This is a genomic window from Enterobacter sp. ECC-175 (genome assembly GCF_043968675.1).
Taxonomy (GTDB): domain Bacteria; phylum Pseudomonadota; class Gammaproteobacteria; order Enterobacterales; family Enterobacteriaceae; genus Enterobacter.
Window position 1 is genome coordinate 691,639 of record NZ_CP143776.1, and the last position, 15,525, is coordinate 707,163.

General features: G+C 54.7%; 14 protein-coding genes. 3 read left to right on the forward strand and 11 right to left on the reverse strand.

What is annotated here, in order from left to right; genetic code table 11:
• Nucleotides 1-32 precede the first annotated feature (32 nt).
• Genes V1599_RS03365 through rfaQ form a run of 5 tightly spaced genes read right to left on the reverse strand, consistent with a single transcriptional unit; the run spans nucleotide 33 to nucleotide 5,475 of the window.
• Nucleotides 33-1,124 (reverse strand): glycosyltransferase family 9 protein, encoded by a 1,092-nt coding sequence (locus tag V1599_RS03365; RefSeq protein WP_112011897.1) that lies wholly within the window; start codon nucleotides 1,122-1,124, stop codon nucleotides 33-35.
• A gap of 39 nt (nucleotides 1,125-1,163) precedes the next feature.
• Nucleotides 1,164-2,150, reverse strand: a complete 987-nt coding sequence (locus tag V1599_RS03370; RefSeq protein WP_112011898.1) for a glycosyltransferase — start codon at nucleotides 2,148-2,150, stop codon at nucleotides 1,164-1,166.
• A 34-nt stretch (nucleotides 2,151-2,184) separates the two neighbouring features.
• Entirely contained in the window at nucleotides 2,185-3,276 is a 1,092-nt protein-coding gene (locus V1599_RS03375; RefSeq protein ID WP_112011899.1) for a glycosyltransferase, read from the reverse strand.
• Complete coding sequence (locus V1599_RS03380; protein WP_112011900.1) at nucleotides 3,273-4,406, reverse strand: glycosyltransferase family 4 protein; 1,134 nt, start codon at nucleotides 4,404-4,406, stop codon at nucleotides 3,273-3,275. The genes V1599_RS03375 and V1599_RS03380 overlap by 4 nt, the downstream gene beginning before the upstream one ends.
• A complete protein-coding gene (gene rfaQ / locus V1599_RS03385; protein WP_395301022.1) occupies nucleotides 4,399-5,475 on the reverse strand; it encodes a putative lipopolysaccharide heptosyltransferase III in 1,077 nt (358 codons plus the stop codon). The genes V1599_RS03380 and rfaQ overlap by 8 nt, the downstream gene beginning before the upstream one ends.
• Before the next feature lie 111 nt (nucleotides 5,476-5,586).
• On the opposite strand from rfaQ, the gene V1599_RS03390 reads away from it, so the two are divergent.
• Nucleotides 5,587-6,546: a polysaccharide deacetylase family protein gene (locus V1599_RS03390; RefSeq protein ID WP_112011902.1), complete on the forward strand. Its 960-nt coding sequence runs from the start codon at nucleotides 5,587-5,589 to the stop codon at nucleotides 6,544-6,546.
• A 3-nt stretch (nucleotides 6,547-6,549) separates the two neighbouring features.
• On the opposite strand, the gene V1599_RS03395 is transcribed toward V1599_RS03390, so the two are convergent.
• From V1599_RS03395 to rfaD, 6 genes are read right to left on the reverse strand one after another with little or no spacing between them, the layout of a single operon-like run.
• Nucleotides 6,550-7,644, reverse strand: coding sequence for a glycosyltransferase (locus tag V1599_RS03395; protein ID WP_112011903.1), 1,095 nt, complete (start codon nucleotides 7,642-7,644; stop codon nucleotides 6,550-6,552).
• Between the two features lie 58 nt (nucleotides 7,645-7,702).
• On the reverse strand, nucleotides 7,703-8,968 hold the full coding sequence (locus tag V1599_RS03400; protein WP_112011904.1) for an O-antigen ligase: 1,266 nt from the start codon (nucleotides 8,966-8,968) through the stop codon (nucleotides 7,703-7,705).
• The gene (locus tag V1599_RS03405) at nucleotides 8,949-10,124 is read right to left on the reverse strand and encodes a glycosyltransferase (RefSeq protein WP_112011905.1); all 1,176 of its coding nucleotides are present in this window, start codon (nucleotides 10,122-10,124) and stop codon (nucleotides 8,949-8,951) included. Before V1599_RS03405 ends, V1599_RS03400 begins: the two co-directional genes overlap by 20 nt.
• Nucleotides 10,124-11,092 carry a lipopolysaccharide heptosyltransferase RfaC gene (rfaC, locus tag V1599_RS03410; RefSeq protein WP_112011906.1) on the reverse strand — a complete coding sequence of 323 codons (969 nt, stop codon included), beginning with the start codon at nucleotides 11,090-11,092 and terminating at the stop codon, nucleotides 10,124-10,126. The genes V1599_RS03405 and rfaC overlap by 1 nt, the downstream gene beginning before the upstream one ends.
• A 3-nt stretch (nucleotides 11,093-11,095) precedes the next feature.
• Nucleotides 11,096-12,142, reverse strand: coding sequence for an ADP-heptose--LPS heptosyltransferase RfaF (rfaF, locus tag V1599_RS03415; protein ID WP_112011907.1), 1,047 nt, complete (start codon nucleotides 12,140-12,142; stop codon nucleotides 11,096-11,098).
• A gap of 2 nt (nucleotides 12,143-12,144) precedes the next feature.
• Complete coding sequence (rfaD, locus tag V1599_RS03420; protein WP_395301023.1) at nucleotides 12,145-13,077, reverse strand: ADP-glyceromanno-heptose 6-epimerase; 933 nt, start codon at nucleotides 13,075-13,077, stop codon at nucleotides 12,145-12,147.
• Nucleotides 13,078-13,285: 208 nt separating this feature from the next.
• Between rfaD and kbl the strand changes: the two genes are divergently transcribed.
• Nucleotides 13,286-14,482 (forward strand): glycine C-acetyltransferase, encoded by a 1,197-nt coding sequence (kbl, locus tag V1599_RS03425; protein WP_112011908.1) that lies wholly within the window; start codon nucleotides 13,286-13,288, stop codon nucleotides 14,480-14,482.
• Between the two features lie 9 nt (nucleotides 14,483-14,491).
• Complete coding sequence (gene tdh, locus V1599_RS03430) at nucleotides 14,492-15,517, forward strand: L-threonine 3-dehydrogenase (RefSeq protein WP_395301024.1); 1,026 nt, start codon at nucleotides 14,492-14,494, stop codon at nucleotides 15,515-15,517.
• The last annotated feature ends 8 nt before the right edge of the window (nucleotides 15,518-15,525 follow it).

Here is a 15,525-nt window from a genome sequence, read left to right on the forward strand (position 1 = left end):
TCTCTTTGGCTCTGTTGCCTGCGCTGAGGCGTTCAGACGGGGTTTGCCGCCAGACATTGGTTAATGGCGCTATATACATCCGCGACGTCGATTCGACTGATGCCGACATTGTCATCGTCTGATACCAGCACGTGATGCAGGGCGCTGTCCTGCATGGGGGCTGCGCCGTCAACGTACATTTGACCGCCGTATAGCCCAACGGTCGGCGTTTTCAGCGCAACGGCGATATGGAGCGGGCCGGTATCCCCTACCACGAGGCAGGTAAAGCCAGCGATTTTTGCCGCCAGCTGTATAAGGTTAGTCGTTCCCGCCAGATTGTGAACGCGCGCTTGTTGGCCCGTCAGGGCATCAATAATGCGCTGGTTAAGCGCCTTTTCCGCGTTTGCACCAATCAGCACGATCTCAAGATCGGGATGCTGCGCTAAGAGCATTTCAATAACCTGAGCGAACTTTTCCACCGGCCAGCAGCGCTCCAGGCTTGATGCACCGGCGTGTATGCCGACCACCGTTTTTTCTGGCCGCTCCGGCGTGAAGGGCGCGGGAATAAACATCTCTTTCGAGGGCATATCGATGCCAATCGATTTCAAGAGCTGCGCTTTTTGATCGATGAGATGAATATTGCCCTGTTTTCGGTTATCAAAATGGGCGGACAAAAACCGCGCCAGCGCAAAGTTTTCCTGACCCTGATAGTCGTTGTAATAGACGTCCTTGAAGATATACGTCGAACGGCCTAGCGAGGCGGCAATGATGTCGTAAGGCGTGCGGGAATGGAGGATAAACGTAGCATCGACCCTGTGCTTACGCAGGAATCCGGCCAGCTTCAGCACGTCGTTCGCCTTTCCGTTCCAGTAAAAGATATCCGTGAACAGGTTGCTTCCCGCCGCGAGCGCTTCGTTGCGCTGGTTCATTACCAGCAGTAGCTTTGCGTCAGGCCAGCGCGCTTTTAACGCAGCGATTGCCGGCGTATTGAGGATAAAATCCCCCAGGGCCGTTGTTGAGAAGATCGCAATGGTTTTCAGCTTATCTTCGGGTGAGAAACGCGTGATTTTTTTCACGCTGTAGCCGGTGGCTTTCCAGATCGTCAGAAATACGCCTGCGGCTACCTGTTTTGCAACTTTGCTCATAACTCTCCGTAGCCGTTATTCAACGGCCCGCGTACCTGTTTAATTATTCAGCATCTTCTTTAAGCGCAAGTAACGGCGGCCAAGGCGCCAGCGCAGGCGTAAATCGTGAGCGTTAGTCCAGATGAGTTGCCAAATCCCGCGCTCGAAAAATTCACGAATCAGGGATTTTTGTTTTTCTTTGTCTTTCATCTCATCGATGGTGTGGATGATGCCCAGACCTTCTTTTGCAATCTGCCAGCGACAGGCTTTGATATCGCGCGTTTTATCGGCGTAGCGCCTGTTGATGGCATCCAGCATTTCGAGAATTTTCATATAGTGGTGCGCAGAGCGAATCAACGTGTCGTCGGTATCCGGCTTATGCGAGACGGACTCAGAATGGATGTAGTAATCGTAAAACGTCTTTTCTGTATATTGCACCCGCTCGGCGGCAAGTAAAACTTCTGTGGTCCACGGGATATCCTGATGCCGCAGGCCGGGCTCAAAGGAAAAATTCATCTGGCGGATAAAGGCGAGCCGGTAGATGTTTAGCCAGGTGACGTGCAGGAACTTACGCGAATCCAGCGCGCGCTTTAGCCAGACGTGGCCCGGCAGCACCGGCGTTGAAGAGAGCCTGTCGGTAGGGAAAATGGACTGTGGCTCGCGGCGATCCTCGTAGACATAGCGCCCGTTGCACGTTGCCACGTCAAGGTCGTTCTCTTCAGCCATGTTCAGCAGCGTGGTGTACATGCCGGGATAAAGCTTGTCGTCGATGTCCGGGAACGTGACGTATTTACCCGTTGCAACTGCCAGGCCCGTATTACGCGCAACCGATACGCCCTGATTGGGCTGGCTGATGACCTTCATATTGCTGAACTTCGTCTGCCACGCTTCCAGGATTGCCAGGCTGGAATCGGTGGAGCCGTCGTTCACCATGATCATTTCGACATCGCTAAGCTGCTGCTGCTCAATACACCTGAAGAAGGCATCGAGAAACTTTTCACCGTTATACACAGCGGCCACGATGCTTAGTAAAGGTGCGTTAGTCATATGAAACCTATTAATAGACAATGGGATCGTCAAATTAGCGATGAAGGTTGCGATATTCTTCGCAAATCGTGTTGACGTCGAATCGCGCAAGCTGGGTGGTATCGATTGCCGGCGGATTATGATAAATGCTTTGCATGGTCCGGGCCAGATCGTGGCTGTTCAGCTCGCTTAAGCCTCGCTGCAAATCACCCGTCAAAATCTCGACCGGGCCTCCCGGGCAGCGGGTACTGACCACCGCGGTTCCTAAGATGAGCGCTTCTACCAGCACGTTGCCGAAACCTTCGCTATCCGAGCTGACAACCAGCAGGCGCGCCTGTTTAATCCACGGTAGCGGGTTGGTCTGGAAGCCTTTGAAAAGCACCCTGTCACCGACGCCGGAACGCGCAGCCAGTTCCCGCAGTCGGGCTTCCTGTTCGGCATTTCCCTTGCCCAGAAGCACCAGCGGCGCGCGAATACCGCTTTCTGCGTAAGCTTCAATCAGACGGTCATGACGCTTTGCCGTGTGGAAGCGGCCAACGTGAATCAGGTAATCTTCACCCGCCATTTCGCAGGGTGCCTGCGCATTTTCCCGGATAGCATCGAGATCGAACGGGTTATAAATGGTACATAGCTTCGTTGGCGTTATGCCAAACGCGTCAATCAGATCCTGCCCTACGGCGCGGGATACGCCAACAATCCGCCGCTGCTGATAAACGCGTTTAACTTTTTGCTTTTTAAGCCATCGGGAAAGCCCGGTTTTATTGCCGAGGTAGGAGGCAGAGAACACGCCGTGCAGGCAGAACCAGAGGTTGTGATGTCTCAGGCGCTTGCTGCGCGCCACGATGCGGTCGGTTTTGTGCAGGTTGGATAACACCAGGTCGAATTTACCCTCCTGCTCAGCTTCTGCGATGGCGCTGTCAAGCTGCGCGGCCCGACGAGATATCTCGGTGAGCTTGCGCCACGGCGTCCGGCAGCGGTCGGCGATAACGCGGTAATCCAGCCCTTCCGGCAGCGGGTAGGCGCAAACGTCCCTGAGTGAGAAAAGCGAAACGCGGTCGCCTTTACGAATAAAGTTTTCCGCCAGCGTAAGCACTACTTTTTCCGCGCCACCGCCGGGCAGGCCATCAATGACGAGCAAAATTCTCATTTTTTCTCCAGAAGTGCCTGATAAAAAGCAACCAGCTCTGTCGACAGGCGTTCAGATGTGCAACCCATAATGCGCTCTCTGGCGCGAAGCGCGGGATCGGAGCCCAACGCGCGGGAAGGTAACGCCATCACCGCCTGCGACAGCGCGCTAACGTCCAGCGCGTCGCAGACGTAGCCGTTAATGCCCTGCTCAATAAACTCGGCGCCGCCGCAGCCCGTGCTGGTGATGACAGGCAGACCGCAGGCCATCGCTTCGAGAATGACGTTAGGGAACGGGTCGTAAAGCGTGGGCAACAGCAGTCCGTCCGCCATCTGGTAAAACGGCAGCGTTTCCTGCTGAACGCCAAAAAAGTGCACCCGCGCTTCACAGCCCAGCGCTTTCGCAAGCTGCTGGTAGCGCGGCTGGTCTTTATCTTTGCCAACGACCAGGAGATGACGATCGGTAGGGGCAATCGCCTGAATCGCGGCGCTGAGGCCTTTACGCTCAAAGCCGGAACCGACAAAGATTAGGCAGCTCGCCTTTTCAGGAATCTGCCACTGCTGACGTAGCGGCAGCAGCGCCTCTTCAGAAGGCGGCAGGAAGCGTTGGCTATCAATGGCGTTATAAATGACGCGGATTTTGTTCTCAGAAATGCCAAAATCTTCGACGATCTCGCGTTTAACCATTTCTGAGTTACAAATGACGCCCCGCAGCTCGCTGGCGAGATACATCTCTTTTTCCGCGCCGATCACGTAGCGGTGATAGCGATCGTTAAGCAGGCGCTTTTGCTGCCAGGCGGGCAAAATACGGCAGCGCTGCTCAAGCCATCGGGAGTGAACCCCGTCGCCTGCGCGATACAGATCGCAGCCGGGAATACGCTCGTGGCTTTGAACGAGGTCAAACTGCTCGGCCTGCCATAATTTTCGGGCCGCATGGGCGAAACCACGCTCGCGGCTGATTCTGCCCCACTTCATCGGGTTACAGATGTGGATGTGCCACTCGGGTTTGACCGGTCCGTCCCACTCGCGGGTAATCACGTTAAGCTCAAGGTCCTGAGCGTCCAGCGCTTCAAGCGCGCGGGAAACGAAACGTTCAGCCCCGCCGTCCGGGCGGTACTTTTGTCTGACGATCGCCAGGCGATATTTATTCATGTAATAACCTTTTCGCCGCGTCGATCACGACGGAAGCGGGGATCAAATCCAGATAACGTTCGCTGGTGCGGGTATCAATGTCGTCGGGATCGGGAAGCTGCCCGTAGTCCCCCGCCCAGATAACCTCGCCTTTTGCCTGCCAGGGGCGCCAGAACGTCAGCTTAGACGGGCCGAACAGGGCGATGAGCGGCGTTCGCAGCGCGGCCGCCATATGCATCGGGACCGAGTCGACGCCAATAAAGAGTGAAGCATGGTCGATGAGCGCCGCCAGCTGGCGCAGCGTAAGCCGTCCGGCGAGCGTATGCGTTTTATCGCTTTGACAGCTGGAAAGAATAGCATCGACCATCTGGCGCTCTTTCTCGTCCGGACCGGATGTGATGACCACATGGTGACCGGCATCGGTGAGCGCCCGAATAACCTCGGCCATTCTCTCTTCCCGCCAGCATTTGAAGAACCAGCGCGACGTCGGCTGAACGACAACATAGCTGCCCGCATTTTCAGCTAGTAAAGACTGACAAAACTGCCAGTCATCTGGCGTATAGGCCATGGTGGCGGGCGCGGTGCGGGTGTCGATGCCCAGCGGAGCAAGAATGGACAGGTTTTGCTCTACGGTATGCAGGCCAGCGTGATTATCGGTCGAGACGAGCTCGCTATGGCAGGCTCTCCACAGCGGATGGTGACGTTTCGGGAAGGCAAAGCCAATGCGCTGCGGCGCGCCGGTAAACCGCGTGATAATGGCGCTGCGCCACTGATCGGCCAGGTTGAGCACAAGGTCATAGCGTTTCTGGCGAAGCTGAGAGAGAAGCTGCCATTCCTGGCTAATCTGGAAGCGGACCCCCTGCTTTTTCCAGCGGCGGTCGATGGCATAAATGTGGTGGATTTCGCCGTAGGCTGACAACATACTCCGGGTTTCTTCATAGAGAAGAACGTCAATCTCAGCATCGGGATAGCGTTCTTTTAAGGCATGAACGACCGGTGTGACCAGCAGCATATCCCCATGGTGACGTAGTTTGATAATCAGAATACGAGAGGGGATTGTCGGTTTTCCGGAGGATGTTTTTAAGGTCATGCTTAACTCTTCGCCTGAGGCCCAATGGTCGATTTTAGGTGATTAGTCTGACTGAGAAAAGCTTTGTGTTACCCTAGCGAGGGGTAGCGTAACACTGTAAGGATGGTCCCAATGACTAAACCGGCGTTTCTGATAACGATTGATACTGAAGGGGATAACCTCTGGCAGAAGCACAGCAGTATCACCACCGAAAACGCGCGCTTTTTACCGCGTTTTCAGTCGCTCTGCGAAAAATACCGTTTTAAACCGGTTTATCTGACCAACTACGAGATGGCGGTCGATCCGTTTTACGTGGAGTTCGCGCGCGACGTCATCGCTCGCGGAACCGGCGAAGTGGGTATGCATCTGCATGCCTGGAACAGCCCGCCGGAGGTGCCGTTAACGGACGACGACTGGCGCTACAAGCCCTATCTTATCGAATATCCCGATGCGCAGATGCGCGAGAAAGTCGAGTTTATGACGCACCTGCTGGAAGACACCTTCCAGACCAAAATGGTTAGCCACCGGGCGGGGCGCTGGGCATTCGATGAGCGCTATGCGCGTTTGCTGGTGGAGCTAGGCTATCAGGTTGATTGCTCGGTCACCCCGAAAGTGGACTGGCGCACGGCAAAAGGCGCTCCGCAGGGGACGGGCGGTACGGACTATCGTCATTTCCCACATCATGCCTACTTTATGGACGAGAACGACATCAGTAAGCCAGGGACCTCTTCGCTGCTTGAAGTGCCGATGAGTATTCAGTACAAGCATTCTGCGCTAATCAATACCCTCAAGCAGGGCTATGACCGCCTGAGAGGTAAGGTTCGCTCACCTTCCGTGAACTGGCTACGCCCTGCGGGGGGAAACGTCGACACGATGAAACGCGTCGTGCAGCAAACCCTTGAGCAGGGCAGCGATTACGTTGAATACATGCTGCACTCATCGGAATACATGCCCGGTGGCAGCCCGACGTTTAAAACCGAAGCAGAGATTGAAGGACTGTATGACGATCTTGAAGCGCTGTTCAGTTCGCTGCAAAACCAGTGCGAGGGAATGACGCTGGCAGAGTACTACCAGCGTAAAACAGGCGTGTAGGGATTATTCGGTAAAGGTGAGGCCCGCACGGGCGAACGCACGGAGCACTTCAAGAGTGTAGTTATCTTCGTAGAACGGTTCGATAGCCTGTTTGATAATATTACTGTCCGGCAGCGTTTTACCGTTCACGATCTCCTGAAGGTGCTTAACGAAAACGTCCGGGCGATCGGTCGGATACAGATTCCCGTTAACGCCTTCTTGAATAATATCCGCAGGTCCTGTTTTGCAGTTCGAACTTATGGCGTACACACCATGCGCGCTGGCTTCGGCCAGGACCATGCAAAACCCTTCAAAGTGAGAGCTGCTGAGTAGGCAAGTGGTTGTCTGCAACGTTTCACGGATATAGCTCCAGGGGTTTTTTTGCCATCCATGCCAGCATAGCCTGTCCTCGATGCCCACGGCTTTCGCGTATTCCTGCAACATTTCTGTGTCAGCGCCTGCACCAATGATGTCCAGCGTCCATGCACCTTTTGTTTGCGCCAGCGCGTCGAACAATCCACGCATATTTTTTTGCCCATCGGCAATAATTCTGCCAACGTAAATAAAGCGCGTACCTTCCGGCGGGCGAGGGATGCAAACGGGGCTGCGGGCGATAGGGTTGTAGATGGTGGAGATACGGCCGTCTTCAATACCCATCGCAGTCAGCTGCTCGGCGATTTCAGAGCAAATAGCCAGGTGATAATCGGCCCGCTTTACATATTTTGCTTTATAAAGATTATGCGTTGAGAAATGCAGCCAGGAAAAAATGACCGGCTTCTGCAAGGTATATTGTCTGGCGACGTTGCTGATAAAACAGGACAGTGTATCGAGCGCAATAATAAGCTCGGGTTTTTCCCGGCTTATCAGCTTACGAAAAGAGTTTGCGAAAGATAATCGACGGATTTTCGTATTTCTTATGCCTGAGGTGATGCGGCTGTAGTTGCTGTGGGCCAGCCAGTCGTCGCAAACGGTAGCGTTGCCTTCTTTAAAAAAGACAAAAGAAATATCAATGCCGGGATGACGGGCGCGGAGTAATCGCACTAGCGTGCTGCATACCGTTTCCATCCCTCCCAGGCCGCTTAATTCATACCCGGCAATGATAATTTTATTTATCTTCATCTCATTAACTCTATGTTATTGGCCCCCCGAGCATATTGCTCAGAGGTATAGTAGTGCGTTATTTCGCAGCGTGTAAAGTCTCAGCCTGTACGGATAATTCTCCTCTTTTCCCGAGAAAAATCATCGCCGTGAGAAGACCAATAACGTAAACAATCGAGCCTTCCCTGCTGAAGAATATGACATCACTTAAGCCATAAACGATCAGGCTAAGCGTCATCACCATCAGCGTCGGGTTGCGGTTTTGCCAGGCGCACAACAGAAGGGAGAGGTAAAAGAGAATTAGCGCCCCTGCGCCTGCTATCCCACGCAGCGAGTAGTTATCAATCAGCTCGTTGTGCAAATGGACGTTCATATAAGTGACGGAGCCACCAAGGGAAGTGTCTTTGGTCGCAAGCTGCTTTATCCGAGCGTTACGTTGCTCTGCGGATTGGCCAAGGGGGGCCGCAGAGCCTGTATTCACGCCAACCTCGAACATTGCAACGCGTGCTCCGACGGAGGTGCGGCTGTTATTGCTGTTCTGCAGCGTTTTTATATCATGTTGCAGGGCATCTAGCCGCTTTTCTAACGGCTGTTGAAAAATATAAACCGCCGCTGCCAGCAGGCAGGCAAAGAATACAATCATCTTAATAAGGTGCTGTTTGTTGACGTTGCTGTGGGTAAATGCAAGAAGCAGACACAGAATCGGATAGCTTAAAATTGCAGCCCTCGTGCCCGTAAAAATAATCGCACTGAAGGTTAAGCCAATGGTAAACGCGAAGAGCACATATCTCACCCAGCCATGTCTATTTAACACCGCATGAAGCAGCAGAATATCGATAACGGTAATGATGTAGGCCGCCATCGTTGCCCGATCAAAACCAAGCTCAATACGCTGTTCTGAATGGAAGTTGTACTGGTGGATAGCATACACGTTGGCTAATATTCCGCCGATAATGAATATCGAATCCAAGAGTACAGTATTGTGCTTGATGTTAAAATTTGAAAAAATAAAAATCAATACGGAAAATAGTAATATTATTTTTCCGGACGTTTCATAACTATTGTAGATATCCCAATAGGCGCCGTTGTTTTTAAACAGTGCGACCCAAATCAAAATCGTGCCTGCTAGCAACAGGGACGCAAGCATCGGCACAAGATTTTTAAGAGGCTTGTTGATTCTTTTATAGCATATAAACATGGCTAAAATAGCCACATAACCCGCCGTGTAGAAAATTTTTCGTGGACGAGCTGAATCAAAAATAAGCAGATACTGGGATGCTAACATCATTAAAAAAGCAATAAAAAGCACTACGTCGAGCGAAAGCTTATTTTTTATTGTTTTCATCAACAACTTCCAAAATTGTAGCGTTAAATTCGCTAATGAAATTTTTATAATCAAAATGTTGGGCGACATGCGCAAATGCGTTTGCACGCCAGGTCGCATAATCATCGCCAGCGATTTTTATCACAGCATTAGCCACGGCATGGTGATCCATCAGCATCGGGCTCACGAGACGATCCTGCTCGGGAGAATAGACGTCATAGGGGAAATTCACGTTTATGCCGGTTAACGCCTGGTGTGCTTCCGGTGCTACGTCGGGAACAATGCCCACGCCGCATACGCCGTCTTCAACCACTTCCGGCTGTCCGTCAATCATCGGGAAAACCACCGGTACGCCGTAGAACAGGGCTTCCATACATGAGAGTCCAAAGGGTTCCGTCACGGGGGTGCTTAGATAAATGTCGATCGCGTTAAAAAAGCCGCTCAAATCGTCTTTGAAGCCTAAAAAGTTGACGTGCTTAGTGATGCCGAGTTTTTCAGCCAGCTGGCGAAAAGCGTCTTCGTCTGGGCCCTTACCGGCAATGTCCAGCGTCACGTCCATACCGCGATCCTGAAGCGATTTGAGCGCCAGCAGCGCCACGCTAATGCCTTTTAATCCTACGAGACGGGCAGCGACGCCTAAACTCAGCGGCGCGCTCAGCGTTTTTTCACCCTTGTTTATGCCCGGCGGCGGCTGGATGCGGTTGATCACCGTTTTAACCGGACAGTCAGGATCGAAGCGCAGTTCCATAACGCGCTTTGAGGCTTTTGCTGCGGAGATACATCCATCAAGCAACGCAAAAAAAGCCAAATTCTTCCTGCTGTGCGCATACCGCCATGAGCAGCCATGATCGTAATAGATAACTTTCCCTCGCGAAGGTTTGCCTGCAAAACCGGGGATCAGATCCCAGATGATTACCGCATCAGGTTTTGCAAACCAGAGCTTTGTCTGTAGGGCAAATTTTCGCATAAAGACGGGATATTTCAGCGTGACAGAATTTATGATTCTGTTAACAAAGGTTATTTTCTTACCCGGTAAATGCTGCTCGATTTCAGGACCGATATGGTTGCTGATGCAAAAAATAATATCGTCTGCGGAAGTCGCGTCGTTGATATATTGCAGGAACAGGCGTTCAACACCGCCCATCTTTGCGAGGTTAATAATATGAAGCTTCCGCATCAAAACGCTCCTGTTCCTTTAATAAAATCATAAATTTCCTGAGGGGAAATATCGGACATTAATCCGCTTTTTGAAAGGAGATAATGCTGATTTTGGCCGTAGCCGCCGATCAAACCCGGGTCCGTCGGCCCGTACAGCGTGACGTTAGGGCGGCTTAACGCCGCGCTAAGATGGCTCAGACCGGTATCCACCGAAACAATCTGTTTAGCATTTGCCAGCTGCCGCGCAACGTTCTCAAGGCTCATGCGCGGTAAAACCGTTACATTCGCCGAGCCTTCCGCCAGCCGCTTCGCACGTGCTTCCTCATGGGGCGCGCCCCACGGCAGCCGAATCTCAATATCATGCTCCGCCAGCAGCTGGATTAACGCTTTCCAGTGGGATTCCGGCCAGTGCTTATCATCGCGCGTGGTGGCATGAAGAAAGATGAAATACGGTTTATGACCGTCATCGCCTGCCTGCTGGAAACGCTGGGCGATCGCGTAATCCCCCTGCGCGTCCGGTTTTGCATAGCCGAGGCTTTTAGCAAACAGCTCGCGAATACGTTCTACGGCATGCTGATCTTTTGCGATGTGATGGCGGCGATTGTAAAACAGGCTCGCCAGCGGTTCGCGGGCGGTTTGCCAGTCCATGCCGTGCTTTACGCCATGCGCCAGACGCGTGACCAGCGCGGCGCTTTTGACCAGCCCCTGCGCGTCGATAATGGCATCGTAGCGCTGAGCCTGCACCGCCTCGCGAAACGCCTTACGTTCGGCTTTGATCGGCGCGGAGAACCACGCTTTGCGCCAGCGGCGGATTGCCACAGGAATGACGCGGTCCACGGCCTCATGCCATGTAGGGATCTGCGCAAAGCCTTCTTCGACCACCCAGTCAAAGCGAATGCCGGGAATGGCGCGCATGGCGTCCGTCAGCGACGGCAGGGTGTGGAGCACATCCCCCATGGAGGACGTTTTAACGATCAATACCCGCATGCGTTATCCTTCTTCGCTCAACAGCAGTTCGTTAAGCTCTTCGAGGACGCGCTGCGGCGTAATGTCGATCAGGCTCTGGTGATAGCCTTCAGCGGCATCGCCTTTACGGACTTTGTGGTAGCCGGTAATCAGGCGAATGACGCGCGCTTTATGGGACAGCGGCGGCGTGAAGTCCGGGCTGCTTGGGCCGTACAGCGCCACCAGCGGGCGGTTCAGCGCGGCGGCGACGTGCATCAGGCCGGAGTCGTTCGTCACCACGGCCTTGCAGGCGGCAAGCAGAATAACGGCCTGCTCCAGCTGGGTTTCCCCGGCCAGATTACGGCACCAGGCCTGCTGTTCGGTACTTAATGCGGCGAGAATTTCGTTGCCCGCGTCGTGATCCTTCGCGGAGCCAAACAGCACGATCTGATGGCCTTCGTCGATAAGCTCTTTAGCCAGTTCCGCATAGTGATAGTGCGGCCAGCGTTTTGCCGGGCCGAACTCCGCGCCGGGACAAAAGCCGATCATCGGGCGCTCAGACGAAAGTCCAAACGCGTTGCAGGTGTGGGATTTCTCCCCGTCGTTGACCTGCAGCTGTGGCCAAAGAAGCGGCTGCGGCAGGTCTTTCGCGCTGCGCATCACGCCCTTGTCGTAGGCCAGCGCCACATAGCGCTCGACCATCAGCGGCCAGGCTTCTTTATCCAGCACGCGCGCGTCGTTCAGCAGGCCGTAGCGCATTTCACCGCGCCAGCCGGTGCGGTGCGGGATGCCCGCAAAGAAAGGCACGAGAGCGGATTTGAATGAGTTAGGCAGCACGTAGGCGCGATCGTAGCGCTTGTCGCGCAGGCTGTGCCCAAGCTTGCGGCGTTCACCAATTTCCAGTGCCCCGTGGCCGAGCGGCATCGGAATCGCTTCGTTGACTTCCGGCATACGCGACAGCAGCGGACGGCACCACGCGGGTGCCATCACGTCGATGATTGCCTGGGGATAGCGCGCCTTGAGCGTGCGATAAAGACTTTGCGACATCATCATGTCGCCCACCCATGACGGGCCGATCACCAGAATTCTCATACTTACGCGTCGCGGTTCAGCCAGGCCATATATTCCGTTACGCCTTCGGCAACGGTCTTGAACGGCTTGTCGTAGCCCGCTTTACGCAGGTTAGTCAGGTCTGCCTGAGTGAATGCCTGGTAGCGGCCTTTCAGCTTATCCGGGAACGGAATGTACTCGATGCTGCCTTTTTTGTGGTACGCCAGCGTCGCGTCTGCCACCGCCTGGAAGGATTCCGCGCGGCCCGTGCCCAGGTTAAAGATGCCGGATACGCCGTTTTCCCAGAACCACAAGTTGACTACCGCCACGTCGCCCACGTAGACGAAGTCGCGCTTGAAGCCGTCGCTGCCTTCGAACAGTTTCGGGCTTTCACCGTTGTTCAACTGTGTGTTCAGGTGGAACGCCACGCTCGCCATGCTGCCTTTGTGGCCTTCGCGCGGCCCATAGACGTTGAAGTAGCGGAAGCCAACGATCTGCGAGTTCGCTTCCGGCAGGATCTGGCGCACATATTCGTCGAACAGGAACTTGGAGTAACCGTAGACGTTCAGCGGCTGCTCGTATTCGCGGGATTCGATAAAGTCAGACGTGCGGCCGCCGTAGGTTGCCGCAGAAGAGGCGTACAGGAACGGAATTTCACGCTCCAGGCAGTAGTGCAGGATCTCTTTGGAGTACTGATAGTTGTTGTCCATCATGTACTTGCCGTCCCACTCGGTGGTGGAAGAGCACGCGCCTTCGTGGAAGATGGCTTCGATCTCGCCGAACTCTTCACCTGCCATAATCTGGATAAGGAAGTCTTCTTTATCCATATAGTCAGCGATGTTCAGATCCACCAGGTTCACAAACTTGGTGCCGTCTTTCAGGTTATCCACCACCAGGATGTCGGTGATGCCTTTGTCATTGAGGGCCTTAACGATGTTGCTGCCGATAAAGCCCGCGCCGCCGGTAACGATGATCATAACTGTAACCTTTGAAGTATGAGTCGGGGACAATCCCGAACGCTAATCTCTTTATCATATCATCTCAATGCTCAGGCTTCATTCACCTTCACAGCGCAGGGGTACGCGTGATTTATGCTGCAAAAACGACAAGAGATACTGCGTCATCTCGTCATAAACTATAGGTTTGGGTAATATGTCCCGAAATTTGCCGAGTCTGGAGAATGCAATGCGTGGTGATTTTTACAAACAGTTAAACAGCGACCTCGACACCGCCCGTGCGGAAGGGTTGTTCAAAGAAGAGCGTATTATCACGTCTGCACAGCAGGCGGACATCACCGTTGCCGACGGCAGCCACGTGATCAACTTTTGTGCGAACAACTACTTAGGCCTGGCGAATCACCCAGAGCTGATTGCCGCGGCGAAAAGCGGCATGGACTCCCACGGCTTCGGCATGGCCTCCGTGCGCTTTATCTGCGGCACCCAGGACAGCCACAAGCAGCTCGAGCAGAAGCTGGCCAACTTCCTCGGAATGGAAGATGCGATCCTGTACTCCTCCTGCTTCGATGCCAACGGCGGCCTGTTTGAAACCCTGCTCGGCGCTGAAGACGCAATTATCTCCGACGCCCTGAACCACGCCTCCATCATCGACGGCGTGCGCCTGTGCAAAGCGAAGCGCTTCCGCTACGCCAACAACGATATGGTCGAGCTGGAAGAACGCCTGAAGGAGGCGCGCGCGGCTGGCGCTCGCCACGTGCTGATCGCCACCGACGGCGTGTTCTCCATGGACGGCGTGATCGCCAACCTGAAGGGCGTGTGCGACCTGGCCGATAAATACGACGCGCTGGTGATGGTCGATGACTCCCACGCCGTTGGTTTTGTCGGCGAAAACGGCCGCGGCTCGCACGAATACTGCGACGTGATGGGCCGCGTGGACATCATCACCGGCACGCTGGGCAAAGCGCTCGGCGGCGCGTCCGGCGGCTATACCGCCGCGCGTAAAGAAGTGGTTGAGTGGCTGCGCCAGCGCTCCCGCCCGTATCTGTTCTCCAACTCCCTGGCTCCGGCGATCGTTGCCGCGTCCATCAAAGTGCTGGAGATGGTGGAGTCCGGCGCTGAGCTGCGCGACCGCCTGTGGGCTAACGCGCGCCTGTTCCGTGAGAAAATGAGTGCGGCAGGCTTCACCCTGGCCGGTGCCGACCATGCGATCATTCCGGTGATGCTGGGCGACGCGGTGGTGGCGCAGAAATTTGCCCGCGAGCTGCAAAAAGAGGGGATTTACGTCACCGGGTTCTTCTTCCCGGTGGTGCCAAAAGGTCAGGCGCGTATCCGCACCCAGATGTCTGCGGCGCATTCGCCTGAACAAATTGAGCGTGCGGTGGAAGCCTTTACCCGCATCGGCAAACAGCTGGGCGTAATTGCCTGAGGACGTGTGATGAAAGCGTTATCCAAACTGAAAGCGGAAGAAGGGATTTGGATGACCGACGTGCCGGAGCCGGACGTCGGTCATAACGATCTGCTGATCAAGATTCGTAAAACCGCCATCTGCGGTACTGACGTTCACATCTACAACTGGGACCAGTGGTCGCAGAAAACCATTCCCGTTCCGATGGTTGTCGGTCACGAATACGTGGGGGAAGTGGTTGGCATCGGCCAGGAAGTGAAAGGCTTCAAGATTGGCGACCGCGTTTCCGGCGAAGGCCATATCACCTGCGGCCACTGCCGTAACTGCCGCGGCGGACGCACGCACCTGTGCCGCAACACCGTCGGCGTGGGCGTGAACCGGCCGGGCTGCTTCGCGGAATACCTGGTGATCCCGGCGTTCAACGCGTTCAAAATCCCGGACAATATCTCTGACGATCTGGCCTCCATCTTTGACCCGTTCGGCAACGCGGTACACACCGCGCTGTCGTTCGATCTGGTCGGTGAAGACGTGCTGGTATCCGGCGCAGGCCCAATCGGCATCATGGCGGCCGCGGTGGCGAAGCACGTCGGCGCGCGTAACGTGGTGATCACCGACGTGAACGAGTACCGTCTCTCTCTGGCGCGCAAAATGGGCGTGACCCGCGCGGTAGATGTGTCTAAAGAGAGCCTGACCGACGTGATGGCCGAGCTGGGCATGACCGAAGGGTTCGACGTGGGTCTGGAGATGTCCGGCGCGCCGCCGGCGTTCCGCACCATGCTGGATACCATGAACCACGGCGGCCGTATCGCGATGCTGGGTATTCCGCCGTCGGATATGTCCATCGACTGGAACAAAGTCATCTTCAAGGGGCTGTTCATCAAGGGCATCTATGGCCGCGAGATGTTTGAAACCTGGTACAAGATGGCGGCGCTGATCCAGTCCGGCCTCGATCTCTCTCCAATCATCACTCACCGCTTCTCCATCGATGAGTTCCAGCAGGGCTTTGACGCGATGCGCTCAGGGCAGTCTGGAAAAGTGATCCTCTGCTGGGATTAAGTAAAAAA

Coding starts and splice junctions, on each gene's coding strand:
- V1599_RS03365 (WP_112011897.1), bottom strand. CDS start 1,124: ATGAGCAAAGTTGCAAAACAGGTAGCCGCAGGCGTATTTCTGACGATC.
- V1599_RS03370 (WP_112011898.1), bottom strand. CDS start 2,150: ATGACTAACGCACCTTTACTAAGCATCGTGGCCGCTGTGTATAACGGT.
- V1599_RS03375 (WP_112011899.1), bottom strand. CDS start 3,276: ATGAGAATTTTGCTCGTCATTGATGGCCTGCCCGGCGGTGGCGCGGAA.
- V1599_RS03380 (WP_112011900.1), bottom strand. CDS start 4,406: ATGAATAAATATCGCCTGGCGATCGTCAGACAAAAGTACCGCCCGGAC.
- rfaQ (WP_395301022.1), bottom strand. CDS start 5,475: ATGACCTTAAAAACATCCTCCGGAAAACCGACAATCCCCTCTCGTATT.
- V1599_RS03390 (WP_112011902.1), top strand. CDS start 5,587: ATGACTAAACCGGCGTTTCTGATAACGATTGATACTGAAGGGGATAAC.
- V1599_RS03395 (WP_112011903.1), bottom strand. CDS start 7,644: ATGAAGATAAATAAAATTATCATTGCCGGGTATGAATTAAGCGGCCTG.
- V1599_RS03400 (WP_112011904.1), bottom strand. CDS start 8,968: ATGAAAACAATAAAAAATAAGCTTTCGCTCGACGTAGTGCTTTTTATT.
- V1599_RS03405 (WP_112011905.1), bottom strand. CDS start 10,124: ATGCGGAAGCTTCATATTATTAACCTCGCAAAGATGGGCGGTGTTGAA.
- rfaC (WP_112011906.1), bottom strand. CDS start 11,092: ATGCGGGTATTGATCGTTAAAACGTCCTCCATGGGGGATGTGCTCCAC.
- rfaF (WP_112011907.1), bottom strand. CDS start 12,142: ATGAGAATTCTGGTGATCGGCCCGTCATGGGTGGGCGACATGATGATG.
- rfaD (WP_395301023.1), bottom strand. CDS start 13,077: ATGATCATCGTTACCGGCGGCGCGGGCTTTATCGGCAGCAACATCGTT.
- kbl (WP_112011908.1), top strand. CDS start 13,286: ATGCGTGGTGATTTTTACAAACAGTTAAACAGCGACCTCGACACCGCC.
- tdh (WP_395301024.1), top strand. CDS start 14,492: ATGAAAGCGTTATCCAAACTGAAAGCGGAAGAAGGGATTTGGATGACC.